General features: G+C 73.2%; 26 protein-coding genes, 2 pseudogenes and 1 riboswitch. Of the genes and pseudogenes, 10 read left to right on the top strand and 18 right to left on the bottom strand.

The genetic code is table 11. From position 1 onward, the window contains the following. The 4 genes from ACIRG9_RS28635 to ACIRG9_RS28620 are packed head-to-tail and all read left to right on the top strand — an operon-like array spanning position 1 to position 2,057. Positions 1–873: a metal ABC transporter permease gene (locus ACIRG9_RS28635; RefSeq protein WP_402862538.1), complete on the top strand. Its 873-nt coding sequence runs from the start codon at positions 1–3 to the stop codon at positions 871–873. Between the two features lie 43 nt (positions 874–916). Beyond that, the gene (locus ACIRG9_RS28630) at positions 917–1,219 is read left to right on the top strand and encodes an ArsR/SmtB family transcription factor (protein ID WP_402862535.1); all 303 of its coding nucleotides are present in this window, start codon (positions 917–919) and stop codon (positions 1,217–1,219) included. 52 nt (positions 1,220–1,271) lie between these two features. Next, positions 1,272–1,877, top strand: coding sequence for a hypothetical protein (locus tag ACIRG9_RS28625; RefSeq protein ID WP_402862532.1), 606 nt, complete (start codon positions 1,272–1,274; stop codon positions 1,875–1,877). Between the two features lie 9 nt (positions 1,878–1,886). Beyond that, positions 1,887–2,057: a hypothetical protein gene (locus ACIRG9_RS28620; protein WP_402862529.1), complete on the top strand. Its 171-nt coding sequence runs from the start codon at positions 1,887–1,889 to the stop codon at positions 2,055–2,057. Between the two features lie 94 nt (positions 2,058–2,151). Here the strand turns inward: ACIRG9_RS28620 and ACIRG9_RS28615 are convergent, their stop codons facing one another. The 5 genes from ACIRG9_RS28615 to ACIRG9_RS28595 all read right to left on the bottom strand — a co-directional run bounded on the left by ACIRG9_RS28615 (position 2,152) and on the right by ACIRG9_RS28595 (position 7,308). Then, complete coding sequence (locus ACIRG9_RS28615) at positions 2,152–4,221, bottom strand: acyl-CoA dehydrogenase family protein (protein ID WP_402862526.1); 2,070 nt, start codon at positions 4,219–4,221, stop codon at positions 2,152–2,154. A gap of 120 nt (positions 4,222–4,341) precedes the next feature. Then, positions 4,342–4,845, bottom strand: a complete 504-nt coding sequence (locus ACIRG9_RS28610; RefSeq protein ID WP_402862523.1) for a DUF6328 family protein — start codon at positions 4,843–4,845, stop codon at positions 4,342–4,344. Between the two features lie 89 nt (positions 4,846–4,934). Continuing rightward, positions 4,935–5,678, bottom strand: coding sequence for a sugar isomerase domain-containing protein (locus tag ACIRG9_RS28605; RefSeq protein WP_402862520.1), 744 nt, complete (start codon positions 5,676–5,678; stop codon positions 4,935–4,937). After that, positions 5,675–6,487, bottom strand: a complete 813-nt coding sequence (locus ACIRG9_RS28600; protein ID WP_402862517.1) for an aminoglycoside N(3)-acetyltransferase — start codon at positions 6,485–6,487, stop codon at positions 5,675–5,677. Before ACIRG9_RS28600 ends, ACIRG9_RS28605 begins: the two co-directional genes overlap by 4 nt. Continuing rightward, a complete protein-coding gene (locus tag ACIRG9_RS28595; protein ID WP_402862514.1) occupies positions 6,484–7,308 on the bottom strand; it encodes an alpha/beta fold hydrolase in 825 nt (274 codons plus the stop codon). Before ACIRG9_RS28595 ends, ACIRG9_RS28600 begins: the two co-directional genes overlap by 4 nt. An 89-nt stretch (positions 7,309–7,397) precedes the next feature. Further along, a riboswitch (TPP riboswitch) is annotated at positions 7,398–7,504 on the top strand. Positions 7,505–7,577: 73 nt separating this feature from the next. Here ACIRG9_RS28595 and ACIRG9_RS28590 point away from each other — a divergent pair. The 3 genes from ACIRG9_RS28590 (at position 7,578) to ACIRG9_RS28580 (ending at position 10,502) form a co-directional block, all read left to right on the top strand. Next, on the top strand, positions 7,578–8,162 hold the full coding sequence (locus ACIRG9_RS28590) for an ECF transporter S component (RefSeq protein ID WP_402862511.1): 585 nt from the start codon (positions 7,578–7,580) through the stop codon (positions 8,160–8,162). A 109-nt stretch (positions 8,163–8,271) separates the two neighbouring features. Then, positions 8,272–9,705 (top strand): ABC transporter ATP-binding protein, encoded by a 1,434-nt coding sequence (locus tag ACIRG9_RS28585; protein ID WP_402862508.1) that lies wholly within the window; start codon positions 8,272–8,274, stop codon positions 9,703–9,705. After that, entirely contained in the window at positions 9,702–10,502 is an 801-nt protein-coding gene (locus ACIRG9_RS28580; RefSeq protein WP_402862505.1) for an energy-coupling factor transporter transmembrane component T family protein, read from the top strand. Before ACIRG9_RS28585 ends, ACIRG9_RS28580 begins: the two co-directional genes overlap by 4 nt. 84 nt (positions 10,503–10,586) lie before the next feature. Here ACIRG9_RS28580 and ACIRG9_RS28575 read toward each other — a convergent pair whose 3' ends face one another. Then, positions 10,587–10,832, bottom strand: a complete 246-nt coding sequence (locus ACIRG9_RS28575) for a hypothetical protein (RefSeq protein ID WP_402862502.1) — start codon at positions 10,830–10,832, stop codon at positions 10,587–10,589. 245 nt (positions 10,833–11,077) lie between these two features. On the opposite strand from ACIRG9_RS28575, the gene ACIRG9_RS28570 reads away from it, so the two are divergent. Together ACIRG9_RS28570 and gndA are read left to right on the top strand one after the other, a co-directional pair. After that, a complete protein-coding gene (locus tag ACIRG9_RS28570; protein ID WP_402862499.1) occupies positions 11,078–11,404 on the top strand; it encodes an MTH1187 family thiamine-binding protein in 327 nt (108 codons plus the stop codon). A gap of 94 nt (positions 11,405–11,498) precedes the next feature. Next, complete coding sequence (gene gndA / locus ACIRG9_RS28565; protein WP_402862496.1) at positions 11,499–12,944, top strand: NADP-dependent phosphogluconate dehydrogenase; 1,446 nt, start codon at positions 11,499–11,501, stop codon at positions 12,942–12,944. A 34-nt stretch (positions 12,945–12,978) separates the two neighbouring features. On the opposite strand, the gene ACIRG9_RS28560 is transcribed toward gndA, so the two are convergent. From ACIRG9_RS28560 to recO, 3 genes are all read right to left on the bottom strand, one after another. Continuing rightward, complete coding sequence (locus ACIRG9_RS28560; protein WP_402862493.1) at positions 12,979–13,254, bottom strand: thioredoxin reductase; 276 nt, start codon at positions 13,252–13,254, stop codon at positions 12,979–12,981. A 116-nt stretch (positions 13,255–13,370) separates the two neighbouring features. Beyond that, positions 13,371–14,171, bottom strand: a complete 801-nt coding sequence (locus tag ACIRG9_RS28555; protein WP_402862580.1) for an isoprenyl transferase — start codon at positions 14,169–14,171, stop codon at positions 13,371–13,373. 12 nt (positions 14,172–14,183) lie between these two features. Beyond that, positions 14,184–15,056, bottom strand: coding sequence for a DNA repair protein RecO (gene recO, locus ACIRG9_RS28550; RefSeq protein ID WP_402862490.1), 873 nt, complete (start codon positions 15,054–15,056; stop codon positions 14,184–14,186). 102 nt (positions 15,057–15,158) lie between these two features. Between recO and ACIRG9_RS28545 the strand changes: the two genes are divergently transcribed. Further along, positions 15,159–15,935 carry a DUF4097 family beta strand repeat-containing protein gene (locus tag ACIRG9_RS28545; protein WP_402862487.1) on the top strand — a complete coding sequence of 259 codons (777 nt, stop codon included), beginning with the start codon at positions 15,159–15,161 and terminating at the stop codon, positions 15,933–15,935. Positions 15,936–15,994: 59 nt separating this feature from the next. On the opposite strand, the gene ACIRG9_RS28540 is transcribed toward ACIRG9_RS28545, so the two are convergent. From ACIRG9_RS28540 to ACIRG9_RS28500, 9 genes and pseudogenes are all read right to left on the bottom strand, one after another. Beyond that, on the bottom strand, positions 15,995–17,191 hold the full coding sequence (locus tag ACIRG9_RS28540; RefSeq protein WP_402862484.1) for an acyltransferase: 1,197 nt from the start codon (positions 17,189–17,191) through the stop codon (positions 15,995–15,997). Positions 17,192–17,369: 178 nt separating this feature from the next. Continuing rightward, a complete protein-coding gene (gene era, locus ACIRG9_RS28535) occupies positions 17,370–18,269 on the bottom strand; it encodes a GTPase Era (protein WP_402862577.1) in 900 nt (299 codons plus the stop codon). A gap of 5 nt (positions 18,270–18,274) precedes the next feature. Then, the gene (locus tag ACIRG9_RS28530; RefSeq protein ID WP_402862481.1) at positions 18,275–18,661 is read right to left on the bottom strand and encodes a cytidine deaminase; all 387 of its coding nucleotides are present in this window, start codon (positions 18,659–18,661) and stop codon (positions 18,275–18,277) included. Further along, positions 18,654–20,066: a hemolysin family protein gene (locus ACIRG9_RS28525; protein WP_402862574.1), complete on the bottom strand. Its 1,413-nt coding sequence runs from the start codon at positions 20,064–20,066 to the stop codon at positions 18,654–18,656. Before ACIRG9_RS28525 ends, ACIRG9_RS28530 begins: the two co-directional genes overlap by 8 nt. After that, on the bottom strand, positions 20,042–20,515 hold the full coding sequence (ybeY, locus tag ACIRG9_RS28520; RefSeq protein WP_402862478.1) for an rRNA maturation RNase YbeY: 474 nt from the start codon (positions 20,513–20,515) through the stop codon (positions 20,042–20,044). Before ybeY ends, ACIRG9_RS28525 begins: the two co-directional genes overlap by 25 nt. Positions 20,516–20,533: 18 nt before the next feature. Beyond that, complete coding sequence (locus ACIRG9_RS28515; RefSeq protein WP_402862571.1) at positions 20,534–20,962, bottom strand: PhoH family protein; 429 nt, start codon at positions 20,960–20,962, stop codon at positions 20,534–20,536. Positions 20,963–21,175: 213 nt separating this feature from the next. Continuing rightward, positions 21,176–21,709: pseudogene (locus tag ACIRG9_RS28510) on the bottom strand (LAGLIDADG family homing endonuclease); the annotation flags it as partial. 212 nt (positions 21,710–21,921) lie between these two features. Beyond that, positions 21,922–22,663, bottom strand: a pseudogene (locus ACIRG9_RS28505) (PhoH family protein); the annotation flags it as partial. 136 nt (positions 22,664–22,799) lie between these two features. Beyond that, positions 22,800–24,170, bottom strand: coding sequence for a serine hydrolase domain-containing protein (locus tag ACIRG9_RS28500; protein ID WP_402862475.1), 1,371 nt, complete (start codon positions 24,168–24,170; stop codon positions 22,800–22,802). Between the last annotated feature and the right edge of the window lie 7 nt (positions 24,171–24,177).

Genomic DNA, 24,177 nt, shown 5'->3' with positions numbered 1-24,177 from the left:
ATGGACCTCTTCCACTACGACTTCATGCTGCGTGCCCTGGTCGGCGCGCTGGTCATCGGCCTGGCCGCCCCGGCCCTCGGCATCTACCTGGTGCAGCGCCGGCTGGCGCTGATCGGCGACGGGATCGGCCACGTGGCGCTCACCGGCGTCGGTGCCGGGCTGCTGCTCAACCGGTCCCCGGTGCTGGTGGCGGTGATCGCGGCGACGCTGGGCTCGATCGCGATCGAGCTGGTCCGCTCGCGCGGGCGTACCTCCGGGGACCTGGCCCTGGCCCTGCTCTTCTACGGCGGCATCGCCGGCGGCGTGCTGCTGGTCGGGCTCTCCGACGCGAGCAGCGCCTCGCTCAACTCGTACCTGTTCGGGTCGCTGATCACCACCTCCTCGGCGGACCTGGTCACCATCCTGGTGCTCGGCGCGGTGGTCCTGGTGGCCATGCTGGCGCTGCGCCCGGCGCTCTTCGCGGTCTGCCACGACGAGGAGTACGCCCGGGTGTCCGGGCTGCCGGTCCGGGCGCTCAACCTGCTCATCGCGGTGGGCACCGCGTGGACGGTGACGATCGCCATGCGCGCGGTCGGCGTGCTGCTGATCAGCGCCCTGATGGTGGTGCCGGTGGCCGCCGCCCAGCAGGTCACCCGGGGTTTCCGGAGCACCATGACGGCGGCGATGGCGTTGGGGCTCTTCGCCGCCGGCACGGGCATCTGGGTGGCCGCCACCGCCGACACCACCCCGGGGGCCTCGGTGGTGCTGGTGGCCATCGGCTCGTTCCTGCTGGTCGCGCTCGTCACCGCGGCCCGGCGGGCCCTACGCCGCCGGGCCCACCCGGTCGCCCCGCCGATCGCCGAGCCGCACGAACCCGAGGTGATCCTGCGGTGAGCCCGTGCCGGCCACCGCTGCTGGGATTGGTTACCGTTACAGGGTGACCGCCCTGCACGGATACGACGCCTTCGAAGGCGCCGGTGACCTGCTGCGCGCCCTGTCCGCACCCATCCGGTTGGCGATCGTGAGCGAGCTGGCCGATGGCGAGCGCTGCGTACACGAACTGGTGGAGAAGCTCGGGGCCCCGCAGCCGCTGGTCTCCCAGCACCTGCGGGTGCTGCGCGGCGCGGGCGTGGTACGCGGCTCCCGGCGCGGCCGGGAGATCGCGTACGCCCTGGTGGACGAGCACGTCGCGCACATCGTGGCGGACGCGGTGAGCCACGCCGGGGAAGGTTCGGCATAACCGGGCGTCCCGTCCTGTGCCGCCGCGCCCGGACCGTGGCACGCTGTCCGGCGTGAAGATCTACGCCGATCGCTTTCCGACCGCTCTCCGTCAGCTCCTCACCGATCTGCTCGTGGTCGTCTGGGTGTACGCGACGATCCGCTTCGCACTCTGGCTGCACGACATGATCGAGAAACTCGCCGTACCCGGACAGAAGCTGGAGGGGGCCGGCGGCGGTCTCGCCGACAACCTGGCCGACGCCGGCGGCAAGGTCGGCCGGGTGCCGCTGGTCGGCGACGAGCTGACCGCACCGTTCGCCCGCGCCGCGGAGGCCGCCCGCGCGGTCGCCCAGGCCGGCCGCGACCAGCAGGAACTCGTCGGCCAGCTGGCCCTCGGGCTGAGCATCGCGGTGCTGATCCTGCCGCTCGGGCTGGTCCTGTTCGGCTGGCTGCCGCTGCGGCTGCGCTGGATGCGCCGGGCCGGGGCGGCGCGGGCCCTGGCCGCCGCCCCCGCCGGGCGGGACCTGCTGGCCCTGCGCGCGCTCGCCGGCCAGCCGCTCGGGCGGCTGACCCAGATCGCGCCCGACGTGGCCGAGGCGTGGCGGCGCGGCGACGACGCGACCGTCGACGCGCTCGCCGCGCTGGAGCTGCGCAGACTCGGCCTGAAGGTCGGCCGGTAGGGTGTGGCGGTGCTGTACTTCCTGATCGTCGTCGCCGTGCTGCTGCTGGCGTACGCGGGCGTCCTGGTGAGCTTCGTCCGCAAGGGTCGCAAGATCCCGCCGGCCGCGTACCTGGTGCTGGCCGCGTTGAACGGGCTCATCCTGGCCGGCGTCCTGGCCTGGGCGGTCGCTGCCCGCTGAGCGTCGGCGGTCTACGCCGCCATGGGATGCGGCATGTCGCGGCCTCCGGTCGGCCGGACACCGCGACATGCCGCAAACGGTCGAATCAGCCGCGTCACCCGGCCGGTGGGATGCGGCGGCGGACATCCTCGACGGCGGACGGGCCGGGCTGCCAGCGAGCCACCCAGGGCAGCTCGGCCGGCGGGGCGACCACGTCCTCCTCCAGCGCGGCGTACCGGCCGGCGAGGATCCGCTTCGCGGCCGCCACGTCGACCGAGTCGGTATTGGACCAGAGCGCGGTGAACAGCTCGTCGACCCGCAGCCGGGCCTGCCGGCAGAACAGGTCGGCCAGCTCGACGTGCTCCGGATGCTCCGCCCGCTCGGCGGTGGCCCGTACGCAGACCGCGGCCATCGCGAACAGCTCCGCGCCGATGTCCACCACCCGGCCGAGGAACGCCTGCTTGCGCTCCATCTTCCCCTGCCAGCGGGACATCGCGTAGAAGGTGGCGCGGGCCAGCTTGCGGGAGGCGCGCTCGACCTGCCGCAGGTGGCCGGCGAGCGGGCCGAACTCGGCGTACGCCCGGGGTGCCTGCCCCCGGCCGACGGCGAGGGTGGGCAGCCACCTCGCGTAGAAGACGCCGGCCCGGGCGCCCGCCCTCGCCTTGCGGGCCAGCCCCGCGTCCGGGTCGATGATGTCGCCGGCCACCGAGAGGTGCGCGTCGACCGCCTCCCGGGCGATCAGCAGGTGCATGATCTCGGTGGAGCCCTCGAAGATCCGATTGATCCGCAGGTCGCGCATCAGCTGCTCGACGGCGGCCGGCCGCTCGCCCCGGGCGGCCAGGGACTCGGCCGTCTCGTAGCCACGCCCGCCCCGGATCTGGATCAGATCGTCGACGATCTTCCAGGCCATCTCGCTGGCGTAGAGCTTCACCAGCGCCGCCTCGATCCGGATGTCGTTGCGGTCGTCGTCGGCGAGCAGGCAGCACAGGTCGAGCATGCTCTCCATGCCGTACGTGGTGGCGGCGATGAAGGCCAGCTTCTTGGCCACCGCCTCGTGCTCGCCGACGGGCCGGCCCCACTGGACCCGGTCGGCGGCCCACTCCCGGGCCACGTTCAGCGACCACTTGCCGGCGCCGACGCACATGGCCGGCAGCGAGAGCCGCCCGGTGTTCAGCGTGGTCAGGGCGATCTTCAGGCCCTTGCCCTCACCACCGATCACGTTCTCCTTCGGCACGTACACGTCGTGGAAACGGGTGAGGCTGTTCTCCAGGCCGCGCAGGCCGACGAAGGTGTTGCGCCGCTCGACGGTGATGCCCTCGCTGTCGCCCTCCACCACGAACGCGGTGATGCCGCCGCGCCGCCCGTCGGCCGCCGGCACCCGGGCCATCACCACGAGCAGGGTGGCGACCGTGCCGTTGGTGGCCCAGAGCTTCACCCCGTTGACCCGGTAGCCGGTGCCGTCGGCCGTGGGCTCGGCGGTGGTGGCCAGCCGGGCCGGGTCGGAGCCGACGTCCGGCTCGGTGAGCAGGAACGCGGAGACCTCACCGGCGGCCAGCCGGGGCAGGAACCGCTGCTTCTGCTCGGCCGTGCCGAACATCTTCAGCGGCTGCGGCACGCCGATCGACTGGTGCGCGGAGAGCAGCGCGCTGATCGCCGGATTGGCCGAGCCGGCCCGCATCAGCGCCCGGCAGTAGTGCAGGTTGCTCAGCCCGAGGCCGCCGTACTTCCGGTCGATCTTCATGCCGAAGGCGCCCAGCCGGGCCAGCCCGTGGAACACCTCGTCGGGGATGTGCGCGTCCCGCTCGATCGCCGCACCGTCCACCTCGGAGTCCAGGTACGCGCCGAGCGCGCCGAGGAACCCCTCCGCCCGGGCGGCCTCCTCGGGGTCGGAGCGGGGCCACGGGTTGATCAGATCGAGCCGGAACCGGCCGAGGAACAGTTCCTTGCCGAAACTGGGCCGGTCCCAGGCCGTCTCGCGGGCCGCCTCGGCGACCTGGCGGGCCTCCTTCTCGGATACCTGGCCGGCCTCGGTGGGCAGCGGACCCGCCCCGCCGGTGACGGCGGTGCCGTCGTCGATCGGGGCGGCGGCGCCGACCGGCGTTTCGGGGTCGCCGGTCGGGGCCATCCGCCCGGTGGGTCCGGACGCGCCCGCGGGATCGGGCCGGCTGTTCTGTGTCGTGGTCACGGCTGCCTCCTGGGGACCTCGGTCCGGCTGCGTCAACGTGCTCGACAGAACGACGCTACCCCCGGGTGTTACCCAGGGGTAGCCTTCGCTGCGCGCCCGATTTGGCGCGACGGGCGCCGTTCAGGCGCCCGGCAGCACCTGCGGATCGTCGTCCTCGTCGGCGATGTCGCCGTCGCTCCAGTTGCGCCGGGCGAACGGCAGGATCACCCAGAAGGTCAGGAACCACGCCGCGGTGAGCACGCTCAGCAGCACGGCGATCGGCTGGCCCAGCACGAAGTCCGTGATCAGCAGGACCGCGCTGACCATCGAGATCAGCATGAAGGCCAGCCCACCGGTGGCCATCAGGTGGGCGAACCGGACCAGTTCCGGCTTGCGGCGCTGCCGGAACAGCGCCCGGTGAAAGGCGACCGGTGAGATGATCATCGCGGCGGCCGCGGCGGCGGCCAGCAACGCGACGAGGTAGGCGTCCCGCTGGAAGGCGCTGGTCCGGGCGAAACCGTTGCTGAACGGCAGGGTGAGCAGAAACGCGAAGAGGATCTGCACCCCGGTCTGTGCCACCCGCAACTCCTGGAGCAGCTCGGCGAAGTTGCGCTGCCAACGCTGCAGCTCGGTCTCCTTGGACACGCGCCACTCCCCGGGGACGACGGTGCTGCCGGCAGGGATCCCCACCGGCCGCACAACCCTTGCCCCGTGGAGCGGTGGCGAAACCGCGCTCAGGCGCCCCGGCGGATCCGGCCGGCGTACCGGGCCTCCAGCTCGGCGTTGTGCTCGTCGCCGCCGGTGATGTTGGCCGACAGGTAGACCGGGGGCCGCTCCCCCGCCGCCAGCAGCCGGGCCACCACCTCCGCCACGATCTGCTGGGCCAGCAGCGCCGCGGTGATCGAGGAGACCGCGCCGACCGCGCCGCCGCCGGGCAGCGGCAGGGTGGCGTCACCGTATGGGGCGCCGTTGTCGAGCACCACGTCGGCGAAATCAGCCAGCTTGCGCCCGGACGGGTGACGCGAGGTCATCCGGGCCGAATGGGCCGCCGAGGTGATCGCGATCAGCGCGTGCCCGCGCTCCTTGACGATCGACGCGAACTCCACCATGGCCCCGTTCACGCCGGAGTTGGAGGCGAGCACGAAGACGTCCCGCGGGTGGATCGGTGCCAGCTCGTAGAGGCGGTGCGCCACGGCGGGCTCGCGTTCCAGCTTCGGGCCGAGCACGTCGGCCGGCTCGCCGCCGTAGAGCACCAGGTCGCGCAGCGCGATCCGGTTGGTGGGCACCAGCCCGCCAGCTCGGCCGGCGATCTCCATCGCCAGCGCCTCCGAGTGGCCGGTGCCGAACGCGTGCACCACCCCGTCGGCGCGCAGCGACTCGGCGATCAGGTCAGCGGCCCGGCCCACGTTGTCCCGCTGGCCGGCGGCCACCCGGCCGATTGTCTCGGTCACCACCGCCAGATAAGCCTCGGCGCTCATGATTCCTCCGTCCGTCGGTTGCGGGCCAGCCAGTCCACCGCGAAGTCGACCGCCGCCCGCTGGCGCATCAACCGGCCCGTCCCGGCGCCGAACGGCCCGAGCCGGACCGCCCCGGTGGTCTCCAGGTCGGTGCCGAGCCGGGAGAAGTCGTCCTCGTCCAGGTCCACGTCGTCCCACCACACCCACTCCCGGCCACCGTCGGCGGTCAGCACCGCCGCACCGCACCGCTCCCGGGGCGGCGCCGGCTGCCGGTACTCGGCCAGGTGCAGCGAGGTGTTGTGGCCGTGGTCGACGCCGAGCAGCAGCACGTCGGCGTCCAGTTCGTACAATCGGGCCAGCGGGGAACTCTCGCCCAACATGTCGGCCAGCGCGTGGCCGGCGACGATCCGGTCGGCGGCCGGCCCGAGCGCGGCGAACGAGACGTACGGATGGTCGCTGCGCCGTGTGCCCGGCCAGGTGCGGACCAACTCCGCCAGGGTGCCCATGAACCGGCTCGGCGTCACCGCCGGGTCGAAGCCCGGCAGCTCGGCCCGGATCACCGGCCACCATTCGGGCGGCATCGGCGGGTTGGTCCAGCCCGCCGGGTCGCTGTTCTCCGGGGTGTGGGTGGGCACCACGACCGTGCCATCCGGCCCGAGCACGTCGCGCAGGGCGAGCAGGACCGCCTCCGGGCCGCCGCAGAGGAAGCCCAGCCCGCGCAGGGCCGCGTGCACCAGCACCGTCCCGCCGGGGCGTACGCCGAGGGTGTGGAGCTGGGCGGCGAGCGACGCGCGGGTGTGCGGCCGGGCCGGCGCGGCGACGGCGATCACGAGGCGACCCGGGCGAGGATCGCCGCGGCGAGCGGGGCGGGTGCCTCGTCGGGAATCCAGTGGGTGACGCCCGCCAGCTCCACGAAGCGGTAGTCGCCGGTGACGTGCGCCACGCACCCCTCGGCGGCGGTCCGGCCGATCGCGACGTCCCCGTCGCTCCAGACGAACGTGGTCGGCACGCCCACCGGCCCGACGGCCCGCATGTCGGCCCCCGACATGGCCCGGTACCAGTTCAGGGCGGCGGTCAGCGCGCCCGGCTCGCGCATCGGGTCGGCGTAGCGGGCGACCCGGGCGGCGTCGCCGACCCCGCCGAGCATCCGGCGCAACGCGGTGGCACGCATCGCGAGCAGCACCCGCTCGGCCGTGCCCGGCCTGCGGAACAGCGACATGTAGGCGGACCGGGCCCGCTGCCGGGGGACGGTGGCGAGCGCGTGGGCCATCGCCGCCGGGTGCGGCACCGACACCGCGGTCAGGGTGCGGACCCGGTCCGGGTGAGCCGCCGCCAGGCCCCACGCCACCGCCGCACCCCAGTCGTGCCCCACCACGTGCGCGGACGCCACCCCGAGCGCGTCGAGCACGCCGGCCGCGTCGGCCACCAGCTCCCGGATCCGGTACGCCTCGACCGCCGCCGGCCGCGCGCCCGGCGAGTAGCCGCGCTGGTCTGGCGCGTACGTGCGCAGCCCGGCGGCGTGCAGCGCGGGCACCACCTCGTCCCACTCACCGCCGTGCTGCGGGAAGCCGTGCAGCAGCAGGACGGGCGCGCCCTCCTCCGGGCCGCCCGTGCGTAAATCGAACGTCAGACCTCGCGCGTCGACCCGCATGACTCGGCAGCCTACCCAGCCCCATCGATCGACCGATGCCCTGCTGGCCGCTGACCGGGGGCGATGCTAGCGTCTGAACGAGACAACTTCACATCCGACAGGGGAGCGCACAGCGCTGAGAGTGCGGGCCGGTGCCCGCAGACCCTCGAACCTGATCTGGGTAATGCCAGCGCAGGGAGTTCGGTCGACCTCCAGCCGCGCCGCCGTCCGGTGACACCGGGCGCGGCGTGCGTCTTCTCCTGGTTCGTATCACTGGACTGGGAGCAACCATGACTCAACCAACCACCAACCGGTGGCGCACCCTCGACATCGTCATCGCCTCGGTGCTCGGAGTGGCGTTCGGCGTCATCTTCTGGGCCTGGGGCCTGGTCTGGAACGGGCCGGCGGACGCCATCCCACTGCCCGGCAGGGCGGCGCTGTACGGGGTGTGGCTGGTGCCGGCCGTGCTCGGCGCGCTGATCGTGCGCAAGCCGGGCGCCGCGTTCTTCACGCTGACCTTCGCCGCGCTGGTGTCGGTCGCGCTCGGCAGCAGTTGGGGATGGACCCTGGTGGTGCAGGGCCCGCTGGAGGCAGCGGCCGGGGAGCTGGCGTTCGCGCTGTTCGCGTACCGCACCTACCGGCTGCCGGTAGCCCTGCTGGCCGCCACGTTGGCCGGTCTCGCCGCTTCGATCTACGACGTCTTCGTCTGGTACCCGGGCACCGCGTGGGGCAGCTTCCGGCTCCCGTACATCCTCATCACGGCCGCCAGCTCGCTGGTCGTGGCCGGCGTCGGCGCCGTCGCCCTGACGCGGGCCCTCGCCGGCACCGGCGTCCTCGACCGCTTCCCCGCCGCCCGCGACCGCGCCGCCATCTGAGCATCCGCCGTCGATCGTGTTGATCAAGGAGTTCGCGTCGGCCGAACCGATGTTCCTGACGCAAACTCCTTGATCAACCAAGCTCGGGCCAGGAAGTGGGGGTGGGGACGTGAGTGCGGTGGAGGTGCGGGGCTTCGGGTGGCGGCATGCGGGGCGCCGGCAGTGGGCCGTCCGGGGGGTGGACCTGCGGGTCGAGCGGGGGGAGCGGGTGTTGTTGCTGGGTCCCTCGGGGGCCGGGAAGAGCACCCTGCTGGCGGCGCTCGCCGGGCTGCTGCCGGAGGACTCCGGCACCCAGGAGGGCACCATCGAGATCGACGGGCTCGAACCGCGCAAGGCCCGGGAACGGGTCGGCGTCGTATTCCAGGACCCGGAGACCCAGCTGGTGATGGCCCGCTGCGGCGACGACGTCGCGTTCGGGCTGGAGAACCGGGGCGTACCCGGCGAGGAGATCTGGCCCCGGGTGGACGAGGCGCTGAGCCGGGTCGGCTTCCCGTACCACCGGGACCGGCCCACCGCGGCGCTCTCCGGCGGCGAGCAGCAACGGCTCGCCCTGGCCGGGGCGCTCGCCCTGCGGCCCGGGCTGCTGCTGCTCGACGAGCCGACCGCCAACCTCGATCCGGCCGGTGCCACGCTGATCCGGCAGGCCGTCCGGGACGCCCTCGACGCCGACACCACGCTGGTCCTGGTCGAGCACCGGGTGACCGAGGCGCTGCCGCTGGTCGACCGGGTGGTCGTCCTCGAAGCCGGCGGCGGAGTGCGGGCCGACGGGCCGCCCGCGGCGATCTTCGCCGCGCACGGCGATGCGCTCGCCGCCGCCGGCGTCTGGGTGCCCGGCCGGACCGCGCCGCCCCGGCACGGGACCACGCCGGCCGGAGAGCCACTGATCACCGCCGGGCGGCTCGGCCTGCCGCCCCGGCTGGCCCCCACCGACCTTCGGGTACGCGCCGGCGAGGCGCTCGCCGTTCTCGGCCCGAACGGCGCCGGCAAGTCCACCCTGGCCCTGCTCCTGGGCGGCCTGCTCCGCCCCGGCACCGGTACGGTCACCGCCACCGCCGAGCTGGCCGGCCGGGACGCGGGCACTCCCCCGCACCGCTGGCGGGCGCCGGCCCTCGCCCGGCGGATCGGCTCGGTCTTCCAGGATCCCGAGCACCAGTTCGTCACCAGCACCGTCTTCGACGAACTGGCGCTCGGCCCACGCCGGACCGGCCAACCCGAGGCGGCGGTACGGCCCATCGTGGACGGTCTGCTGGAGCGGCTCCGGCTGGCCCGGCTGGCCGGGGCGAACCCGTACACCCTCTCCGGCGGGGAGGCGCGGCGACTGAGCGTGGCGACCGCCCTGGCCACCGCGCCCCGCCTGCTGATCTGCGACGAACCCACCTTCGGCCAGGACCGCCGGACCTGGCTGGAGCTGATCGACCTGCTCGCCGAACTGCGCGACACCGGCCACGGCATCGTGGCGGTCACCCACGACCCGGACTTCGTCGCCGCGCTGGCCGACCGCACGGTGACCCTCACGCGCCCCGGCACCGGGGACCGGCCGTGATCGGGGTGGAGCCGGTCGCCGCGCCCGGGGCACCGCTGGCCCGGCGCAACCCGGTGGCGAAGCTGGCCGCCGCGCTGGTCTTCTCGTTCATCCTGATCGCCACCCTGGACCCGGTGGCCCCGGCCATCGCCATCGCGATCGAGCTGGCGGTGCTGCCGCTGTTCGGCATCCGCTACCGGGTGCTGGCCCGGCGGGCGTGGCCGTTGCTGGCCGGCGCCGGCGGGATCCTGGTCACCCTGGTGCTGTTCGCCGCCGACCGCTCCGGACCGGTGCTGGTCGAGGCGGGTCCGGTCCTGGTCACCGAGGGGGTGCTGGTCACCGCGCTGGGGCTGGTGCTGCGGATGCTCGCGGTGGCGCTGCCCGGGATCGTCGTCTTCGCCACCACCGACGCCACCGACCTGGCCGACGCGCTGATCCAGAACGCTAAGGCGCCGGCCCGGTTCGCCATCGGCGCGCTGGCCGCGTTCCGGCTGGTGCCGTTGCTGGAACAGGAGTGGCAAATGATCAGCATGGCGCGCCGGGCCCGGGGGGTGGACGCCGGCCGGAATCCGCTCGCCAAGCTGCGGCTCTTCGTGTCGACGGCGTTCGCCCTGCTGGTCGGGGCGATCCGGCGGGGCACCCGGCTGGCGGTGGCGATGGACGCCCGCGGCTTCGACGCTGGCGTTCCGCGTACGGTCGCCCGGCGGCAGCACTTCACCCGGGCGGACGCCCTGCTGGTGGCCGGCGCGGCGACACTGGCGGGCGCGGCGCTGGCGGTCAGCATCGCGGCCGGCACCTTCCGCCCGCTGATCGGCTGATCATTCGACTCGGGTCGCGGCGGGTCGGGGCCCCTCAGGGCGAGATGCCCCGGATTGCCGCGACCCGAGTCGATCAAGGGTTGGTCAGCTGCGCCGGAAGGCGTAGAACCGGGTCTGGCCGGCGCGCTGGCCGCCGCGCCCGGCGAGGCGGGCGTCGCGACCGGTCGACGGCGGGCCGGCCTTCGGCGGCGTCGCCTCGGACGTCCCGGGCAGGGCCACCGGCTTGGCGACCGGCGCCACGGCGAGGGCGTCGAGATCCGTCGGGGTCACGTCCACCGGGGACGACGGCGACGGCTTGCGGGACTTCTTCGGGCTGCGCTTGGCGGGCATACGCGGACCTCCTGACTGTCGAACGCGCCGGTCACGGCGCGGCGAGCGGGCGGGCTCCGGCGGGTCCGACCACGACAGACGCCGCGACCGACGGCGGCGAGGAGGTATGCGGACGCCCGGAGCAGGACGGGTCACGCCGCGTGCGGCGGCGGACCGGGCTCGGCGGAAGGGCGTCAGATACGCATGCCAGCAGGCTAACCGGCGACCCGCCGCACCGCACCCGAATTACTGGCACCATCGGCGGCATGCTGATCGCGTTCTCGATCACCCCGCTCGGCGCGGGTGAGTCCGTGGGCGACCTGGTCGCCGACGCCGTCCGGGTGGTCCGCGAGTCCGGCCTGCCCAACCGGACCGACCCGATGTTCACCACCGTCGAGGGCGAGTGGGACGAGGTGATGGCCGTGGTGAAGCGGGCCGTCGACACCGTCGCGGCGCAGGCGCCCCGGGTCAGCCTGGTGCTCAAGGCCGACCTGCGTCCCGGGGTCACCGACGCGATGACCGCGAAGGTCGCCCACGTCGAGGCCCGGCTGGCCGAGGGACCGACCGCCACCATGCCACCCAACCAGGAGTGAGGCAGCGCTGACCGGCCGTCGACATCCCGGCCCGTGCCCGGACCGACCGCGATACGGTCGCAGCACGGGCAGCCGACGGAAGGTGGCGGTACGCATGGCGGCAGCGCAGGCGACGGCACAGATCGGCGTGACCGGCCTGGGGGTGATGGGCCGCAACCTGGCCCGGAACCTGGCCCGACACGGCTTCACCGTCGCCGTGCACAACCGCTCGCCCGGGCGCACCCGCAGCCTGCTCGCCGAGCACGGCGACGAGGGCGCCTTCGTGCCGTCGGAGTCGATGGCCGACTTCGTCGCCACGCTGGAACGCCCCCGCGCGGTGATCGTCATGGTCAGCGCGGGCGCCCCCACCGACGCGGTGATCGACGAGTTGGTGCCGTTGCTGGAGGCGGGAGACATCGTCGTCGACTGCGGAAACGCGCACTTCACCGACACCATCCGCCGGGAGGAGGCGCTGCGCGGTCCCGGGCTGCACTTCGTCGGCACCGGCGTCTCCGGCGGCGAGGAGGGCGCGCTGCACGGCCCGAGCATCATGCCGGGCGGCTCGGACGAGTCCTACCGCAAGCTCGGCCCGATCTTCGAGAAGATCGCCGCGCAGGTGGCGGGCACCCCGTGCTGCCGGCACATCGGCCCGGACGGCTCCGGCCACTTCGTCAAGATGGTCCACAACGGCATCGAGTACGCCGACATGCAGCTCATCGCCGAGGCGTACGACCTGTTGCGGGCCGGCCTGTCGGCAGGCCCGGCGGAGCTCGCGGAGATCTTCCGGCGGTGGAACGACGGCGAGCTGGAATCCTTCCTCATCGAGATCACCGCCGACGTGCTCGCGCACACCGACGCGGCGACCGGCCGGCCGTACGTCGACGTGGTGCTCGACCAGGCCGAGCAGAAGGGCACCGGCCGGTGGACGGTGCAGAGCGCGCTGGACCTGGGCATCCCGATCACCGGGATCGCCGAGGCGACCTTCGCCCGGTCGCTGTCCGGCCACGCCGACCAGCGGGCCGCCGCGCGCCACGCCTTCGCCGACTCGGGCGGGACGTGGCAGGTGGACGACCGGGAGACCTTCGTCGAGGACGTCCGGCGCGCGCTGCTGGCCAGCAAGATCGTCGCGTACGCGCAGGGCTTCGACCACATCCACGCCGGCAGCCGGGAGTACGACTGGGGCATCGACCTCGGCGGCACCGCGACCATCTGGCGGGGCGGCTGCATCATCCGGGCCCGCTTCCTGGACCGGATCCGCGAGGCGTACGACGCCGAGCCGGAGCTGCCGACGCTGCTGGTGGCCCCGTGGTTCGCCGAGCAGGTCAGCGCCGGGGTGCCGGCCTGGCGGCGGATGGTGGCCGACGCGGCCCGGGCGGGCGTGCCCACCCCGGCGTTCTCGTCGTCGCTGGCCTACTTCGACGCGCTGCGCGCGCAGCAGCTGCCGGCCGCCCTGATCCAGGGCCTACGGGACAACTTCGGGGCGCACACCTACCACCGGGTGGACCGGGACGGCTCGTTCCACACCCGCTGGGCGGCCGACCGCGCCGAGGTGGCGGCCTGACCCCGGCCTGTGTGGACACCGGCGGCGGGGGCGCTCACCAGGCCCGGCCCGACTCCTCGACCGAGGATTCCAGGTCGCTGCGGGGCGCCGAGCCGGAGTCGTCGGGCGGGGTGGGTGCCCAGCCGGCGGCCGGTTCCCCGTGCGCCAGCTCGGCGATCTCGCCGGAGCGGACGGCCGGCGCGTGCCCGAGCTCGGCGCAGTACCGCTCGGCGACGCCGGCACAGATCTCCGCGACCTGTTCCCGGTGCCCGGCGTCAACCAGGTCCGCGCCGGCCAGCGCGGCCGTCATCTCGTACCGGAGATCCCGCATGCCCACCCCCGTGGCCGGACGCGACGCCGGCGGCCCGCCCTCGCGCCGATGGTATGCGCTGAGGCCGCACCGCCCGCCGCAAACGCCTCGACGCCGCCCCCGACGGGGACCGACGCCTAGCGTGTCGGGGCCACCGGGTTGGGCAACGCGCCGCCGAAGCGGCGGTCCCGCTGGGCGTAGAGCTCGCAGGCGTACCAGAGGTGACGGCGGTCGAAGTCGGGCCAGAGCGTGTCGAGGAAGATCAGCTCGGCGTACGCGCTCTGCCACAACAGGAAGTTGGAGGTGCGCTGCTCGCCGGAGGGGCGCAGGAAGAGATCCACCTCGGGGACCTCCGGGTGGTAGAGATACCTGCCGATGGTCTTCTCGTTGACCCGGTCCGGGTCGAGCCTACCGGCCGCCACGTCGCGAGCGATCGCGGCGGCGGCGTCGGCGATCTCCGCCTGGCCGCCGTAGTTGACGCAGAACTGCAGGGTCAACGTCGAGTTGCCCCGGGACATCTCCTCGGCGGTCTGCAACTCGGAGATCACGCTCTTCCACAGCCGCCCCGCCCGACCCGACCAGACCACCCGGACGCCCAGGTCGACGAGCTGGTCGCGGCGGCGGCGGATGACGTCCCGGTTGAAACCCATCAGGAACCGGACCTCGTCCGGCGATCGCCGCCAGTTCTCGGTGGAGAAGGCGTACGCCGACAGGTAGGGGATGCCCAGCTCGATCGCACCCTCGACGGTGTCGAAGAGGCTGTGCTCGCCCTGCTCGTGACCCTTGGTCCGGGGCAGCCCGCGCTCCTTGGCCCAGCGGCCGTTGCCGTCCATGACCACGGCGACGTGCTTCGGCAGCGCCTCGGCCGGCAGGGCCGGCGGCCGGGCGCCGGACGGATGCGGAGTCGGTGGCACCGGCTCCCGCCGGACGGCCCTCATCGATCGGATCACTTACGTATTCTCCCTGTTCACGCCAGCGGCGGCGGGTCCGGCGCCGGGGCGCGGCGGGACCACACCCGGCCCCGCGCCGCCGGGCGGCGGGACCGTGCCGGACCCCGGGGCACCCCGGTCGACCAGCGGCAGCGAGCGTAGCGCGCGCTCCAGGTGCCACTGGAGGTGCGCCGCGACCAGCCCGCTGCACTCCCGGCGTATCCCGTTCTCGGTGGCGTCGGCGTACGCCCAGTCGCCGGTGGTCAGCGCGGACATCAGGTCGACGGTGGCCGGGGCGGGATGGGCGGCGCCCGGTGGTCGGCAGTCCGGGCAGACCGTCCCGCCGGCCGGCACGGAGAACGCCCGGTGCTTTCCGGGCGTGCCGCAGACCGCGCAGGCGGTCAACGCGGGCGCCCAACCGGCCTGCGCCATCCCGCGCAGCAGGTAGGCGTCGAGCACCAGCGTGGTGGCGTGCTCGCCGCGCGCCAGCGACTTCAACGCGCCGAGGGTGAGCTGGAACAACCGCAGCGACGGCTCCCGCTCGACCGGGGTGAGCCGCTCCGCCGTCTCGGCGATCGCGCTGGCCGCCGTGTAGCGGGGGTAGTCGCCGAGGAACCGCTTGCCGTAGAGGTCGATCCCCTCGACCTGGCTGACGGTGTGCAGCGAGCTGCCCTGGTTGCCCTTGGGGTCGCCGGCGAGCTGGAGGTCGACGTGCCCGAACGGCTCCAGCCGGGCGCCGAACCGGCTGGAGGTGCGCCGCACGCCCCGGGCCACCGCGCGCAGCCGGCCGTGCCGGCGGGTGAGCAGGGTGATGATCCGGTCGGACTCGCCCAACTTCTGCACGCGTAGCACCACCGCGTCGTCGCGGTAGAGCTGTCGGCGGTATCCGGCCACCCGGTCATTCTCCCTCGGGGTGCGATCTCAGGGTCGGTTCGGGGTGGATCGGCGGTCGAACCCGGATGTGCCGCCCCGCGGGTCGGCCGTAGCGTGCTGGCCATGGCTCAGCACCGAACCGTCGTCACCGCCACGGCCGCGGCCGCCCTGATTCTCCTCAGCGGGTGTGACACCCTGGCGTTCCGCCAGCTGGACTACGACAACACCGAGGCGGCACAGATCGCCCGGATCACCGTACGGCCCGGCTCAGGCGACGTGAAGGTGCATGGCTCCGGGTCCGCCGCCGAGGTCCGCATCAAACGGATGATCCGCTACCAGGGCAAGCAGCCCGAGACCCGGTACGAGATCAACGGCGACGAACTGGTGCTGGACACCCGCTGCGGCCACCGCTGCAGCATCTCCTGGGACGTGACCGTCCCCGAGGGCGTGGCGGTACGCGGCGAGGCCGGCTCCGGGGACATCGTGCTGAGCCGGGTCGGCACGGTCGACATCAAGCTGGGCTCCGGCGACGTCAGCGTGACCACGGCACGCGGCGACGTCCGGGCCGAGACCGGCTCCGGGGACATCGCCGTGGTCGACGCGACCGGCGCGGTCCGGCTGCACGCCTCCTCCGGCAACGTCCAGGCTCGCCAGCTGGGCGCCGGGGTGGACGCGGAGACCTCCTCGGGAGACGTGAGCGTCGAGCTGGCGGAGCCGGCCGCGGCCCGGGTGCACGCCGGCAGCGGCAACGTGAACCTGACCGTGCCGGAGGGCCGGTACCGGGTGCGGACCAGCACCGGCTCGGGCAACTCCGACGTGGGAGTGACCGACGACCCGAGCGCCGCCCTGCTGCTGGACGTCCGCACCGGCAGCGGCGACGTCACGATCACCCGCCGCTGAGGCCGCCGCCCAGGGGCGCCACGACGGCGCCTCCTGGGCAAGCGGCCCGGGTCGGTGGATCAGCGCCTGCCGGCCCCGCTGTCCGCCCGCTCGGCCGCGCCCCGCGGCGCGGGCACCCGGCTCGGCCCGGGCACCCGGCTCGGCCCGGGCCCAGTGGAGCGGTCCGCCCGCGCACCGGCCGCCACCAGCTCGGCCTCCCTGCCGACGGGCGCGGGGCTGGCCGGGGCGTTCGCCGCCCGCTCGGCCAGGGTCCGCCGGGGGCGGCCGGGGATCAGCTCCGGCGTACGCCGGGCCGCCAGGTCCTCGACCCAGCCGACCAGCAGGGTGACCACGCCGACCAGCGCGAACACCAGCACCACCCGGACCGCCAGGCCGAGCGGGTCGCGCGGGCCCCAGCCGATCAGACCGGCCAGCGGGGTGAGCGCCACCACGAACGACATGTGCCACAGGTAGATGGTCAGGGCGCGCCGGTTCAGCACGGTGACCGCCCGGCCCAGCAGCGGGATGCGGTCGACCCAGGGCGCCTCGGCCGGGGCCCGGCCGATCGCCACCAGGATGAACGCGGCCGACCAGACGGCGTTGCCGAGATGGATGTCGTTCAGGTCGTAGCCGCGCGGGCCGTGGTGGGTGAAAATCCACCCCAGCCCGGCGGCGCCGAGGGCGAGTGCGGCGGGCCACAGCACCCGGTTACTGAGCCGGCGGAGCATGCCGTCGTGGTGGGCGAAACCGAGCATCCAGGCACCGAAGTACAGGCCGAACTCGCGGAGCACCAGCGGCGCGTCCGGGTAGACGCCGAACTCGATCACCAGGAGCAGCACGTACGGGGCGAGGAGGGTGGGCAGCGGGGCCCGGCGGAACAGCCAGAGCGCGAGCGGCGAGGCGAGCACGAACCACAGGTAGTCCCGCAGGTACCAGATCGGGCTCAGCGCCAGCGCACCCCAGTAGTTGGCCGGTGGGTCGGCGACCGGGAAGAGCCAGAGCAGCACCTTCGGGCTGAACGGCAGGCCGGTGAAGAGCATGGCCGGCACGAAGATCGCCGCGAGCACCCAGAGCGAGGGCAGCAGGCGGCGCAGCCGGCGCGCCACGGCCGGCACGCCGGTCCGGTCCAGGGAGGCGGCCATCAGCGAGCCGGCGAGCGCGAACATCACCGACATCGCCGGGAAGATCAGGGTCAGGGTCGCGTACCCGAGAACGTGGTAAACGACGACTCGAACGATGGCCAGGAAACGGAGCAGATCCAGGTATCGGTTTCGCATCAGCCTGTAGCAATGTCCGGGGGCAAGGGATCAACGCTTTCCCTACCCTCCGGCTCCACGGTGCGAAACAGCGAGCGGACCGGGTCAGAAGTGAAACATCCCATATTGCCGACCGATCCGGATCATCCCGAATGCGGGTCGCCGGTCCGTTCCCCGGACCGGCGACCCGAGCTCGCGGTCAGAAGCCCAGCTTGCGCAGCTGCTTCGGGTCGCGCTGCCAGTCCTTGGCGACCCGGACGTGCAGGTCGAGATAGATCCGGGTACCGAGCAACTCCTCGATCTGCCGACGGGCGGTGGTGCCGACCTCCTTCAGCCGGCCACCCCGGTGACCGATCATGATCGCCTTCTGACTCGGTCGCTCTACGTACACGTCTGCGTAGATTTTGGTGAGCCGGCCCTCCGGGATCATCTCCTCGACCACCACGGCGATGGAGTGCGGCAGCTCGTCCCGCACGCCTTCGAGGGCCGCCTCGCGAATCAGCTCGGCGACCAGCACCTGCTCCGGGTCGTCGGTGAGCATGTCGTCCGGGTAGAGCTGCGGCGACTCCGGCAGGTAGCCGGTCATCACGTCGACCAGGGTGTCCACCTGGTGCCCGGAGACCGCGCTCACCGGCACCACGTCGGCGAAGTCGGCCAGCTCACTCACCGCGAGGAGCTGCTCGGCCAGCCGCTTCTTGTCCACCAGATCCGTCTTGGTGACCACCGCCAGCACGGTCGCCTTCAGGCTGGCGAGCTCGCCGGTGATGAACCGGTCACCCCGACCGATCGGCTCGTTCGCCGGGATGCAGAGGCCGATCACGTCGACCTCGCTCCACGTCTCCCGGACCAGGTCGTTCAGCCGCTCACCGAGCAGCGTACGGGGACGGTGCAGCCCCGGCGTGTCGACCAGCACGAGCTGCGAGTCCGGCCGGTGCAGCACGGCACGGATGACGTGCCGGGTGGTCTGCGGCTTGTTCGAGGTGATCGCGATCTTGGTGCCGACGATCGCGTTGGTCAGCGTCGACTTGCCCGCGTTCGGCCGCCCGACAAAGCAGGCAAAACCGGCACGATAGGGACGAGGCTGGTCCGGGTCCGGCACCCCGCTCACTCGACCACCGTGCCGAGGACGGTGCCGTCCGGCGCGGCCACGTGGATCGGCGCGTCGGTGGAAAGGTCCCGGACGGCGGCGTGCCCGGCAGCGTCCAGCGTCGAAGCCTCCGTCACCACCACGGCGGCCTCCAGCCGGCTGGCCCCGGCGGCCACCGCCGAGGCGACCGCGAGCTGGAGCGCGGTCAGGGTCAGCGACGGCAGCGCGACGCTGGCCGCCGCGTACGTCCGACCGTCCTGATCGCGGACCGCCGCGCCCTCCACGGCGCCGACCCGGCCACGCGCGCCCCGGGCCAGGACGACCAGTTTGCCGTCCTCGGCGCTCAGCACCGCGGGGTCGGACGGGGTGGGACGGGCAGCCGGTACGGCGGGTGACTCAGGCATCGGCGGGTTGCCTCTCCTCGGAACGATTCTGGTTACCGCGTGACTCGGCGTGCTCGCCGCGCCCCGCGCTGTCGGATGCGTCGCCCGGCACGACCCGGCTCACCAGCACGGTGTCGATCCGGTTACGCCGACCGGTGGTGCCCTCGGCGATCAGCCGGAGCCCGGCCACCTCCGCCTCGGCGCCGGGGATCGGCACCCGGCCGAGCGACTGGGCGAGCAGACCGCCGACCGTCTCCACCTCGTCGGTGGGCAGCTCGGTGTCGAACAGCTCGCCCAGGTCCTCGACCGGCAGCCGGGCGGTCACCCGCACGGCCCCGTCCGCCAGGCGCTCGACCGGCGGGCGTTCGACATCGTACTCGTCGGTGATCTCACCGACGATCTCCTCCAGGATGTCCTCGATGGTGACCAGGCCACCGGTGCCGCCGTACTCGTCAACGACGATGACCAGGTGGTTGCGGGCCGCCTGCATCTCGGAGAGCAGGTCGTCGACCGGCTTTGACTCCGGCACGAAGGTCGCCGGACGCATCAGCTCCGAAACCGGGAGCTGGCCGGTACGTGGGTCGCCACCCTGGGTACGCCGGATCAGGTCCTTCAGGTAGAGCACACCGAGCACGTCGTCCACGCTCTCGCCGATCACCGGGATCCGGGAGAAGCCGGAGCGCAGAAAGAGCGCCAGCGCCTGGGCGAGCGTCTTGCGCTCCTCTATCCACACCATCTCGGTACGCGGCACCATCACCTCGCGGGCGATGGTCTCGCCGAGGGCGAAGACCGAATGGATCATCTGACGTTCGCCGTGCTCCACGACCCCGCGCTGCTCGGCCAGGTCGACCAGCTCGCGCAGCTCGACCTGGGTGGCGAAGGGCCCCTCCCGGAAGCCCCGCCCCGGGGTGACCGCGTTACCGATCAGGATCAGCAGCGAGGCCAGCGGGTTGAGCGCCCGGCCCAGCCAGCGCACCAGCGGCGCGACCGTGCGGCCCACCGCGTACGCGTGCTGCCGGCCCAGGGTGCGCGGCGCCACGCCGACCACTACGAAGCTGACCACGGTCATCGCCCCGGCGGTGACCAGGGCGGCCCGCCAGCCGGCGCCGAAGCTGTCCACCGCCACCAGCGCGACCAGCGTGGTGGCGGTCAGCTCGGCCAGCAGCCGGAGCAGGAGCAGGAGATTGAGGTGGCGGACCACGTCACCGGCGACCGCCTGGAGGGTACGCGCGCCGCGCGCCCCGTCCCGGGCCAGCTCGGCGGCCCGGGCCGGCGAGACGGCGGCGAGCGCCGCCTCGGTCATCGCGATGAGGCCGGCAAGCACCACCAGCCCCGCCGCGACGACGAGGAGCTGGAGATCGGGCAGATTGGCAGGGTCACTGCCGGCTGCCAGGGTGGTCATCATGCGGACCGGGTCGACCGCCAGCTGGCCAGCAGGCGGGCCTGGAGATCGAACATCTCCCGCTCCTCCTCCGGCTCGGCGTGGTCGTAGCCGAGCAGGTGCAACACCCCGTGCACGGTGAGCAGGTGCAGCTCGTCGGCGGCCGAGTGGCCGGCGGCGGCCGCCTGCTTGGCCGCCACCTCGGGACAGAGCACGATGTCACCGAGCAGCGCCGGCTCGCCGCCGGCCGGGGTGTTCTCCCCCGGACCGTGGTCGACGCTGCCCTCGTCCATGGGGAAGGCGAGCACGTCGGTCGGGCCGTCACCGCCCATCCAGCGGTGATTCAGCTCGGACATGTATTCGATGTCGACCAGCAGCACGGAGAGCTCGGCGAGCGGGTTGACCCCCATCTCGTCGAGGGCGTGGCGGGCGACGGCGAGCACGGCGTCGGTGTCGACCTCGACACCGGACTCGTTTGCGATCTCGATGGACAACTGTCTTTCCTCTGGTGATTAGCGGCGCCGGCCGGCCCGCCCGCCCTGGGCGGTCCGCCCGGGCACGGCGTGCACGCTCTGTGCCTGCTGGTTCTCCCGCTCGGCGTCCCAGCGGGCGTACGCGTCGACGATCTCGCCGACCAGCTTGTGACGGACCACGTCGGAGCTGGAGAGCTGGGCGAAGTGCACGTCCTCGACGTTGCCCAGGATCTCCCGGACCACCCGCAGGCCGCTCGTCGTCCCGCCCGGCAGGTCCACCTGGGTGACGTCACCGGTGACCACGATCTTGGAACCGAAGCCGAGCCGGGTGAGGAACATCTTCATCTGCTCGGGCGTGGTGTTCTGCGCCTCGTCCAGGATGATGAACGCGTCATTGAGGGTGTTGTGCGTCACCAGGAAGTGATCGGTGACGTACAGCGAGTCCTCCGCCGCGACCTGGATACACATCGTCTCCTGCACCCCGGCGGGGAGGATCGAGTCGATGAACCGCATCGGCCGACCGCCCCCGTGCTCCTCGTACCGCTCGCGCTTACGCGACAGGCGGAACGGCGGGACGCCCTCGGGCAGCCGGATCTCCACGACATAGGCGTCGGAACGATAGGTAACCGGACGGCCGTCCGCCCGACCTGGCTCGCGCCCCTCAGCCTCCCGAACCCGCCACGACGCGACACCGCCGAGCGACTGGACCAGGTAGACGACGTCGTCCCGCAGGCGGGCGGACGTGGTCGTGTACTGCACCCGGCAGGTGCGGCCCGCCTGGACGACCGGCCCCCCGTCGCTGTCCATCAGACCCTGCAGGACGGCCAGCCGGACGTCGATGCTGTTCTGCTTGTAGCGGTCGGGCACGAACTTGGTCCCCGACGTGGCGCCGGCCAGACCCAGCTCGCGGATCGCGACCGTCACCGGGTTCGCGACGATCACCCCGCCCCGGTGCCCGTTGACGTGCCGGAGGACATAGTCGTAGTCGCTCTTGTGGACGAGCTCGATGCCGACGAGCGCGTCCTCGATCGCGCGGGCCAGTTCCGGGTCCGCCGTGCTGAATCCTGGCGTCGTCTGACACGAGATCGAGCACTCGCCGAGCAGCAGACCGAGCACGTACGGATCGAGCGGGACGTCCTGCGGCTCCAGGTGGACGGGAGCCACGACCGGAAGCTCGTAACGGCGGATGTGGCCCCGCCGCTCCTGGCCGATCATCTCCTGCGTCTCAAGGGTGCGCCGGCGTCCCCGCCGCTTGTCCTCGGGCGTTGCGACGGTCCAGAGGTGTTCGCCACAGCAGAGCGTGGAGGCACCGTCCTGGGTGGTGACCCGATAGACCTGCTTGGGCCCCTGCGGGTAGATGCCGATCACCGGCGTGGGCGTCCCGTCCGAGCCGATGACCAGGTCACCGACCTGGAGCGACCCGAACGGCTTGAAGCCCTCCGGCGTCAGCACCCGGGCGTCGTACGGCTGTGCCCGCCCCCGCATGTACGCCAGCGGCGCCACCTCGATCGTGCCGGCCGCCATCAGCTTCGGGATGGTCTCCGGGTCGAGCATGTCGTGCAGCGCGTCGTACAGCGGGCGCAGGTACGGGTCGATCTTCTCGTTCAGGGTGCCGGGCAGGAAGCCCAGCCGCTCCCCCGCCTCGACCGCCGGCCGGGTCAGGATGATCCGGTTGACCTGCTTGGCCTGGAGCGCCTGGACGGCCTTCGCCATCGCCAGGTAGGTCTTGCCGGTACCGGCGGGACCGATGCCGAAGACGATGGTGTGCGCGTCGATCGCGTCGACGTATCGCTTCTGCCCGAGCGTCTTGGGACGGATGGTGCGTCCGCGCCGGGAGAGGATGTTGAGCGTCAGAACCTCGGCGGGCCGCTCGGTGCTGCCCTGCTCGAGCATGCCAACGGTACGCCGCACGGCATCAGTGGTCAGGGTCTCGCCTTTCTCGATGAGTTCGAGCAGCTCGCTGAAGAGACGCTCGGCGAGGGCGTTGTCCGCGGGCGCGCCCGTGATGGTGATCTCGTTGCCGCGCACGTGGACGTCACTGTTGACCGAGCGTTCGACGAGTCGCAGGATCTCGTCGCCCGCGCCGAGCAGGTTCACCATGATCTTCTGGTCGGGAACCGTGATCCTGGTCTGCACCCGGGGCGGGCCGGGAGGTGGGGTGCCGGTCATAGGTCGGGCCGTCGGGCCCTGCGCCACCTGCTTCCGATCTCGGTCGCCGAGCCCTGTCGGCGCGGCGTACGGTTCCACCCATCGTATCGGTTCAACACCGGCCGCACCCCGCCCATTTCCGCCGGTAGGAGATCATCTACCGGCGGAAGTCGTGGCCCTCGAAGGTCTCCTGATCCCGGGTGAAGCGGTAGGTCGCCCAGTGCATCCGGACCACCGCGCCGCGCTCGTCGCGGGTCAGCCGGAGCAGCTCGCCCACCTCACGTCCCGCGACGGTTCGAAACACGTCCGGCCGGTCCGGCAGCGGCGCGAACACCGCCGGGGGTTTGCCGGCCGGGTCGGCGGCGCCCCGGGCTCGCAGCGCCCCGTCGTGCCAGGAGAACACGTACTCGAAGCCCTCGCCCCACCAGCGGCCCAGCATTCCGCGCAGGTGCTCGGGGGCGGGCGGGCCGGGGCGCCACGGCTCGATGTCGGCCGGGTCGTGCTCGGCCGCGGCGGCGAGCAGCCCGTGCGGCAGGTCGAACACCTCCACGCCGGTTCCGGAGGAGCCGAGCACCGCGCAGCCCATCGCGCCCGCGGTGCCGTCCCCGCCGCGTCGGCCGTAGACGGAGGCCAGAAAACCGGGCATCGCCCCGTCGTGCCCCACGTGCATCACCCGCCCCGGCTGTGGCACCAGGATCAGGCCCAACCCGAAGCCGGCCGCCCACAGCGCCTCGTCGGTGGTGGTCAGCGGCCAGCGCATCTCGTCGAGGGTGGCCGGGGCGAGCACCGCACCAGCCGGGTCCAGCGCGGCCGGATCGGCCAGGAACGCCGCCCAGCGCGCCATGTCCGGCGCGGTGCTCCAGAGCTGCGCGGCCGGGGCCACCCCGCCGAAGTCGGTCGGCGGCTCCGGCCGCGCCTCGTCGGAGTACGCGTCGACCAGGAACCCGGTCGCCGCCCGGTCGCCGGGGGTGGGACCGGTTGCGGTCAGCCCGAGCGGGGCGAGCACCCGCTCGGCCAGCACCTCCGCCCAGGTGCCGCCGCGCAGCCGGGCGACCAGCTCGCCGAGCAGCGCCAGGCCGAGATTCGAGTAGTGGTAGCGCCGGCCGGTCGGCAGCACCCGCTCCACCCGGGCCAGGTCGACGATCAGCTCGGCCGCGCCGGGGGCCAGCAGCGTGTCCCAGACGTCGCCGTGCGGCTCGCGCTGCAGGCCCGCGGTGTGCGACAGCAGCCGGCGTACGGTCAGCTCACCGTGCGCCGGCAGGTCGAGGTGCCGCCCGATCGGGTCGTCCAGGTCGAGCAGGCCGTCGTCCCGGCACTGCATGACCAGCACCGAGGTGAACGTCTTGGTGACCGAGCCGATCCGGAACACGGTCTCCGGGGCGAGCGGGGTGTCGTTGCCGGTCCCGCCGACCGCGCAGGTCCAGAGCGGCCGGTCGGCCCGGTGCAGGGCGACCGAGACCGCGGGGATCCGGCCCTGGGACTGCGCCTGCCGCACCATCCGGCCCAGCCGGTCATGCACCGTGATCATGCGGGCA

Origin of the sequence: Micromonospora sp. NPDC093277, assembly GCF_044765245.1 — a bacterium.
In the GTDB taxonomy this organism is placed as follows: domain Bacteria; phylum Actinomycetota; class Actinomycetes; order Mycobacteriales; family Micromonosporaceae; genus Micromonospora.
This window is presented reverse-complemented; position numbering and strand designations above follow the sequence as displayed.

Excerpts from the sequence above, each read along its gene's own strand:
- ACIRG9_RS28635 (WP_402862538.1), top strand. The coding sequence starts at position 1 with ATGGACCTCTTCCACTACGACTTCATGCTGCGTGCCCTGGTCGGCGCG.
- ACIRG9_RS28605 (WP_402862520.1), bottom strand. The coding sequence starts at position 5,678 with ATGAGCGCCGAGGCTTATCTGGCGGTGGTGACCGAGACAATCGGCCGG.
- ACIRG9_RS28595 (WP_402862514.1), bottom strand. The coding sequence starts at position 7,308 with ATGCGGGTCGACGCGCGAGGTCTGACGTTCGATTTACGCACGGGCGGC.
- ACIRG9_RS28590 (WP_402862511.1), top strand. The coding sequence starts at position 7,578 with ATGACTCAACCAACCACCAACCGGTGGCGCACCCTCGACATCGTCATC.
- ACIRG9_RS28575 (WP_402862502.1), bottom strand. The coding sequence starts at position 10,832 with ATGCCCGCCAAGCGCAGCCCGAAGAAGTCCCGCAAGCCGTCGCCGTCG.
- ACIRG9_RS28570 (WP_402862499.1), top strand. The coding sequence starts at position 11,078 with ATGCTGATCGCGTTCTCGATCACCCCGCTCGGCGCGGGTGAGTCCGTG.
- gndA (WP_402862496.1), top strand. The coding sequence starts at position 11,499 with ATGGCGGCAGCGCAGGCGACGGCACAGATCGGCGTGACCGGCCTGGGG.
- ACIRG9_RS28560 (WP_402862493.1), bottom strand. The coding sequence starts at position 13,254 with ATGCGGGATCTCCGGTACGAGATGACGGCCGCGCTGGCCGGCGCGGAC.
- ACIRG9_RS28555 (WP_402862580.1), bottom strand. The coding sequence starts at position 14,171 with ATGAGGGCCGTCCGGCGGGAGCCGGTGCCACCGACTCCGCATCCGTCC.
- ACIRG9_RS28545 (WP_402862487.1), top strand. The coding sequence starts at position 15,159 with ATGGCTCAGCACCGAACCGTCGTCACCGCCACGGCCGCGGCCGCCCTG.
- ACIRG9_RS28540 (WP_402862484.1), bottom strand. The coding sequence starts at position 17,191 with ATGCGAAACCGATACCTGGATCTGCTCCGTTTCCTGGCCATCGTTCGA.
- ACIRG9_RS28530 (WP_402862481.1), bottom strand. The coding sequence starts at position 18,661 with ATGCCTGAGTCACCCGCCGTACCGGCTGCCCGTCCCACCCCGTCCGAC.
- ACIRG9_RS28515 (WP_402862571.1), bottom strand. The coding sequence starts at position 20,962 with ATGTGTATCCAGGTCGCGGCGGAGGACTCGCTGTACGTCACCGATCAC.
- ACIRG9_RS28500 (WP_402862475.1), bottom strand. The coding sequence starts at position 24,170 with ATGATCACGGTGCATGACCGGCTGGGCCGGATGGTGCGGCAGGCGCAG.